Origin of the sequence: Allobosea sp. TAB14, from assembly GCF_052113865.1 — a bacterium.
Taxonomy (GTDB): Bacteria; Pseudomonadota; Alphaproteobacteria; order Rhizobiales; family Beijerinckiaceae; genus Allobosea; species Allobosea spartocytisi.
The window spans coordinates 47,671-53,883 of the sequence record NZ_JBFRDQ010000006.1 but is presented as its reverse complement, the minus strand read 5'-3'; the positions used below and the strand labels follow the sequence as shown (position 1 = coordinate 53,883).

At 67.2% G+C, this 6,213-nt stretch carries 5 protein-coding genes; 3 read left to right on the top strand and 2 right to left on the bottom strand.

Annotated features, from left to right (window positions below):
- The first annotated feature begins 103 nt into the window (after positions 1-103).
- From AB4Y99_RS02015 to rsmA, 3 genes are all read left to right on the top strand, one after another.
- Positions 104-2,656, top strand: a complete 2,553-nt coding sequence (locus AB4Y99_RS02015; protein WP_441522181.1) for an LPS-assembly protein LptD — start codon at positions 104-106, stop codon at positions 2,654-2,656.
- A gap of 130 nt (positions 2,657-2,786) precedes the next feature.
- Entirely contained in the window at positions 2,787-3,818 is a 1,032-nt protein-coding gene (gene pdxA / locus AB4Y99_RS02010) for a 4-hydroxythreonine-4-phosphate dehydrogenase PdxA (protein WP_441522180.1), read from the top strand.
- On the top strand, positions 3,815-4,687 hold the full coding sequence (rsmA, locus tag AB4Y99_RS02005; protein WP_038367624.1) for a 16S rRNA (adenine(1518)-N(6)/adenine(1519)-N(6))-dimethyltransferase RsmA: 873 nt from the start codon (positions 3,815-3,817) through the stop codon (positions 4,685-4,687). Before pdxA ends, rsmA begins: the two co-directional genes overlap by 4 nt.
- On the opposite strand, the gene gmk is transcribed toward rsmA, so the two are convergent.
- Complete coding sequence (gmk, locus tag AB4Y99_RS02000) at positions 4,660-5,307, bottom strand: guanylate kinase (RefSeq protein ID WP_038367626.1); 648 nt, start codon at positions 5,305-5,307, stop codon at positions 4,660-4,662. The two genes, rsmA and gmk, sit on opposite strands and share 28 nt — an antisense overlap.
- A 3-nt stretch (positions 5,308-5,310) precedes the next feature.
- A complete protein-coding gene (locus tag AB4Y99_RS01995) occupies positions 5,311-6,192 on the bottom strand; it encodes a YicC/YloC family endoribonuclease (RefSeq protein WP_133564130.1) in 882 nt (293 codons plus the stop codon).
- Positions 6,193-6,213 lie beyond the last annotated feature (21 nt).

Genomic DNA, 6,213 nt, shown 5'->3' with positions numbered 1-6,213 from the left:
GCATTGGGGACGATGCTGGGCGCTCTCGCCCTCCTCCATCAGGAAGACGGGTAAATCTTACTGTGCCTATGGTTAATTTTGCGTTTCACGGATGGGTCAAGGCGTGACGAGCGTGGCACGATTTGCTGCGGCGACGGCGCTTGCCTCCAGCCTCGCCTTCCTGCTGGCCGGCCCGGGCTTCGCCCAGGGCAAGCCCTCGGCAGGCGGCAAGCCGGCGGCGGGAGCCGCAGCGCCTGCCAAGCCGCAGGACCGCATGGTCGTCGATGCGCGTGAACTCGTCTACGACAACGACAAGAAGACCGTCGCTGCCGTTGGCGACGTGCAGATCCTTTATCAGGGCCGCACGATCGAAGCCGACAAGGTCATCTACGACCAGGCGAACAAGCGCGTCACGGCGATCGGCAATGCGCGCATCACCGAATCGAACGGTAGCGTCATCACCGGCGACCGCTTCAACCTGACCGACGATTTCCGTGACGGCTTCATCGATTCGCTCAGGGTGGTGAACCCCGACAAGACCCGCTTCTCGGCGCCCCGCGCCGAGCGGACGGACGGCGAGACCTTCGTCTTCGACAAGGGCATCTACACGGCCTGCGAGCCCTGCAAGGACAACCCGGAGCGGCCGCCGCTCTGGCAGGTCCGTGCGGCGCGCATCATCCACAAGAAGTCCGAGCAGACCATCTATTACGAGGATGCCCGCGTCGAATTCGCCGGCATCCCGATGGCCTATATCCCCTACATGTCGGGGCCGGATTCGACGGTGAAGCGCAAGACCGGCTTCCTGGCGCCAAAATTCATCAATACCGGGGCTCTCGGCTTCGGCGTCGGGCTGCCCTATTTCCTCAATCTCGCGCCGAATTACGACCTCACGCTGACGCCGACCTTCCTCACGCGCCAGGGCGTGCTGGGACAGGTCGAGTGGCGCCACCGGCTGCTGAACGGCTCCTACACGATCCGCGCCTCCGGCATCTTCCAACAGGACAAGGGAGCCTTCGTCGCAGGCCCGCTCGGTCCCGGCGACGACAGCTTCCGCGGCTCGGTCGAGACGACCGGCAAGTTCTACATCAACCCGCGCTGGACCGTCGGCTGGAACGCCGCCATGTCGACGGATCGCTGGTTCTACAAGAACTACCGCATCCTGAACGAGAGCTTCAGCAACACCACCTATCTGCAGGAATCGATCTCGACGGCCTATCTGAACGGCCAGAGCCCGACCGCCTGGTTCGACCTGCGCGGCTACTATTTCCAGCCGCTCAACTATCAGGACTGGCAGAAGCAGCAGCCCGTGGTGCTGCCGGTGCTTGACTACGACAAGCGCATCCACAAGCCGTCCTTCCTGGGCGGCGAGCTGGAGTTCAACGTCAACGTCACCAGCCTGACCCGCGATACGGCCGCCTTCACCCAGCTGCCCGCACAGAAGAACTATCTGATCACCACACCGGGCTATTCGCTCTATGACGGGTGCGCGGTCTACGACAAGAACAACTGCCTCGTGCGCGGGCTGGCGGGCAACGTGTCCCGCGCAACCGCGCAGGTTTCGTGGCGGCGCAACATCATCGATCCGATCGGGCAGATCTGGACGCCCTATGCCTCGCTGCGGGCCGACGTCTTCGCGATCAACCCGGATACCAGCGGCATCATCAATTCGCGCGTCTCGACGATCGCCGACAGCTCGGACGAGGTCTTCGGCCGGGTGATGCCGGCGATCGGCCTGATGTACCGCTACCCCTTCGTCGCCAAGACCGACTGGGGCACGCATATCATCGAGCCGGTGGCGCAGATCGTCGCCCGCCCGAACGAGACGAACAGCCTGCGGATCGCCAACGAGGATTCGCAGAGCCTCGTCTTCGACGCCAACAACCTGTTCGAATGGCAGGGCAAGTTCTCCGGCTACGATCGCGTCGAGGGCGGCACGCGCGCCAATGTCGGCGCGCTCTATACCGGCCGCTTCGGCAAGGAAGCCTATTCCAACTTCCTGGTCGGCCAGTCGTTCCAGCTCGGCGGTCGCAATTCCTACGCGACCGGCGACCTGCTCAATACCGGCCTCGATTCCGGCCTCCAGACGGCGAGCTCCGACATCGTCGCCCGGGCGCAGATCTCTCCGATGAAGGGCTTCTTCCTGACCGGTGCCACGCGCCTGAACTCGACGACCTTCGAGGCGCAGCGCATCGATGCGGCGGCGACCTATTCGACCGGCGTCGTCACAGCCTCGGTCGGCTATGCCCGCTACGAGCCGCAGCCTGATCTCGGCATCCCTCGCCGCCGCGAAGGCCTTTCGCTGAACGGCTCCCTGCTCGTCACTCCGAACTGGCGCGTCAGGGCCGGCGTACTGTTCGACCTCGACAAGTACAAATACGACCGCGAGCTCTGGCGGAACGCCTATGCCGCCGCCCTGGCGGCGTCGACGGCCATCCCGGCCTATCCGACAACCGGGCCGTTCCAGACCGCCTCGACCTCGCTCGGCATCAACTACACCGACGAATGCACGGTCTTCGACATCAGCTACTCGCAAAGCTATGCCGACCGGCAGGCCGGCGCGACGAAGGATACGCGCACCGTCATGTTCCGGCTCGAGCTGCGGACTCTGGGCGAGATCAGCTATTCCCAGAACCTCGGCGGAACCTCGACCGGCGACGGCGTGGGCGGCTCGAACTAGAACGCGTGATCCCATCGATATCTGAGAGGCGGATGCACCGATCGGGTTGTTTCGACCTGATCGGATCCGGCTCAAGCAAAGCGACGCGGGCAGCCCTATGGCCCGCGCTTCCGCGACATCGGAGCGTCCCTTGCCGACCCTGCCGCTAGCGCTGACCCAGGGCGACCCCGCCGGCATCGGGCCGGAACTCAGCCTGCGTGCCTGGCAAGAACGCGCAGAGCGGGCGCTGCCGGCCTTCGCCTGCATCGCGAATGCGGAGCAGCTCGCGCGAACCGCCGAGCGGCTGGGATGGCCGATCCCGATCCGGGAATGCTCCTGGGAGGAGGCCCCCGCGGTTTTCCAAGAGGCGCTGCCGGTGATCCCGCTCGCACAGGCGGTCGACGTCCTGCCCGGCAAGCCCGATGCCGTTTCGGCTGCGGCTACGATCACCTCGATCGACCGGGCCGTGGCGGCGGTCCGGGCCGGACAGGCTGGCGCAGTCGTAACCAATCCAATCGCGAAATCAGTGCTTTACGCGGCCGGCTTCAAGCATCCCGGACATACGGAATATCTCGCTCATCTCGCGGCCGAGGGCGGGGTCGAGCCTCTGCCGGTGATGATGCTGTGGTGCGAGGAGCTCGCCGTCATCCCGGTCACGATCCATGTGCCGCTGCAACGGGTGCCGGAGCTGCTGACGACGAAGCTCATCGTCGACACAGCCCGGATCGTCGCGGCGGGTCTGCGTCAACAATTCGGTATCGCCAGCCCCCGGCTCGCCCTCAGCGGATTGAACCCGCATGCCGGCGAGAACGGGACGATGGGACGCGAGGACGAGGACATCGTGAAGCCGGCCATCGCGCAGCTTCAGGCCGAGGGTATCGATGCGCGCGGGCCCTATCCAGCCGATACGATGTTCCATGCGCGGGCGCGGGCGGGCTACGACGCGGCGCTGGCGATGTATCACGACCAGGCGCTGATCCCGATCAAGACCATCGCCTTCGACGAGGGCGTCAACGTCACGCTCGGCCTGCCCTTCATCCGGACCTCTCCCGATCACGGCACGGCCTTCGACATCGCCGGGCGCGGCATTGCGAGGCCTGACAGCCTCTGCGCCGCTCTGCGGCTTGCCGCGCGCATGGCCGGACGGCGGGACGCGGCCCATGAGGTGACGGGCCAGCCATGAGCCAGATCGACGATCTGCCGCCGCTGCGCGAGGTGGTGGAGCGCCACGGGCTGATGGCCCAGAAAGCGCTCGGCCAGAACTTCCTGTTCGATCTCAACCTGACGAGCCGGATCGCCCGCTCCGCCGGCCCGCTCGACGGCGAGACGATCGTCGAGATCGGCCCCGGCCCCGGTGGCCTGACCCGCGCCTTGCTCGCCAACGGGGCGGGCCGGGTCATCGCCATCGAGCGCGACCGGCGCTGCCTGCCGGCGCTGGCCGAGATCGCGGCGCGCTATCCGGGGCGGCTGGAGGTCGTCGATGGCGATGCGCTTGCCGTCGATCTCTCGTCCCATCTGAAGGGCGAACGCGCCCGCATCGTCGCAAACCTGCCCTATAATATCGGCACGCCGCTGCTGGTGGGTTGGCTCAGTCTCGAGCCCTGGCCGTCCTGGTGGAGCTCGCTCACGCTGATGTTCCAGCGCGAGGTCGCCGAGCGCATCGTCGCCTCGCCGGAAGAGCGGGCGGATTACGGCCGGCTCGCCGTGCTGGCGAACTGGCGCTGCCGGACGAAGATCCTGTTCGACGTGCCGCGCGATGCCTTCGTGCCGCCGCCGAAGATCACCTCTTCCGTGGTCCAGCTCCTGCCGCGCGAGGAGCCGGAGCCTTGCGACCGGCGCCTGCTGGAGCGGGTGACGCTCGCCGCGTTCGGCCAGCGCCGCAAGATGCTGCGGCAGAGCCTGAAGGCCGTGCTGCCGGACCCGGCGCCCATCCTCGCGGCGGCCGGCCTCGCCGAGACGGCGCGGGCGGAGGAAGTGCCGGTTTCCGGCTTCGTGCGACTCGCGAACGCGCTCGCCGCAGAGCTTCAGGGCAGCTCTTCGGCCAGAAGCTGATCGACGAAGGCACCGAGCCCCACCGCGCGGCTGCGCTTGAGGCGCTCTGCCGTCAGGATCGCCTTGATCGACTCGTAGGCTGCGTCGAGATCGTCATTGACGATGACGTAGTCGTACTGGCTCCAGCGCGCGATCTCGTCGCGGGCATTGGCCAGCCGCTTGGCGATGACCTCCGGCGCATCCTCGGCCCGGCGCACGAGGCGCGAGCGCAGCTCCGCCATCGACGGCGGCAGGATGAAGATCGTCACCACGTCGGCGCGCGCCTTCTTGACGATCTGCTGCGTGCCTTGCCAATCGATGTCGAAGAGCACGTCGCGCCCGGCCGCCAGCGAAGCCTCGACCTCCTTGCGCGGCGTGCCGTAGCCGTTGCCGTGGACCTCGGCCCATTCCAGCAGGTCGTTATGCTGGCGCATGGCGTCGAAGGCGTTGCGGTCGATGAAGCGGTAATGCACGCCGTCGATCTCGGACGGGCGCCGCGGCCGCGTCGTCACGGAGATCGAGAGGTCGAGATTGTTCTCGCTCTTGAGATTACGGGTGAGCGTCGTCTTGCCGGCGCCCGAGGGCGAGGACAGGATCAGCATGAGGCCGCGGCGGGCCGGGCGATGGCTCTCGGCCGTCATCTCTCACTCCACATTCTGAACCTGCTCGCGCATCTGGTCGACGACCGTGCGCAAGTCGAGGCCGATCCGCGAGAGGCCGGGGTCGTTCGCCTTGGCGCAGAGCGTCGAGGCCTCACGGCCGAATTCCTGGGAGAGGAAATCGAGCTTGCGGCCGATGGGACCACCCTTCGCCAGGAGCTCCCGCAACGCCCCGACATGGGCGTGGAGGCGGTCGATCTCCTCGCGGATATCGGAGCGAACCGCGACGAGCGCAGCCTCCTGATGCAGGCGTTGCGGATCGAGCCCGTTGGCCGCGCCCAGCAGGGCTTCGACCTGGGTGGCAATCCGGGCACGGATGGCCTCCGGGCTGCGGGCAGGATGCCGCTCGGCTTCCGTCGTCAGGCGCGAGATCGTCTCGACCTGGCCGAGCACGATCGCCTCCAGCGCCCGTCCCTCGGCGGAACGGGCCTCCTTCAGCGCCTCGGCAATCGATTCGAGGCCGGCGAGTGCCGGCTTCTCGATGGCGCCGAGCGCATCCTGAGCCTCATCGGCGTATTCGACCACGCCGCGGATGCCGAGCAGCCCGTCGAAGGTCGGCGGATTGATGCCAGCAGCCGGCGGCAGCTTCTCAATGGCCTCCAGCAGGGCCGCGAGCACCGTCTCGTTGACGCGGGGGCGCGGCGGCCCTGCATCGCTGGTCACGGAGAGATTGACGTGGAGCGTGCCGCGCGAGAAGGCGCTCGTCAGGCGCTTGCGGGCCGCCTCGGCCAGCACCTCGAAACCGGGCGGAACCCGCACGCGCAGATCGAGTCCCCGGCCGTTGACGCTGCGGATTTCCCAGGCCCAGGCGTGAACGCCGGCTGTCCCCGCCGCGCGGGCAAAGCCCGTCATGCTCTCGATGCCCATTCAATCCCCGCTTTGCGATCC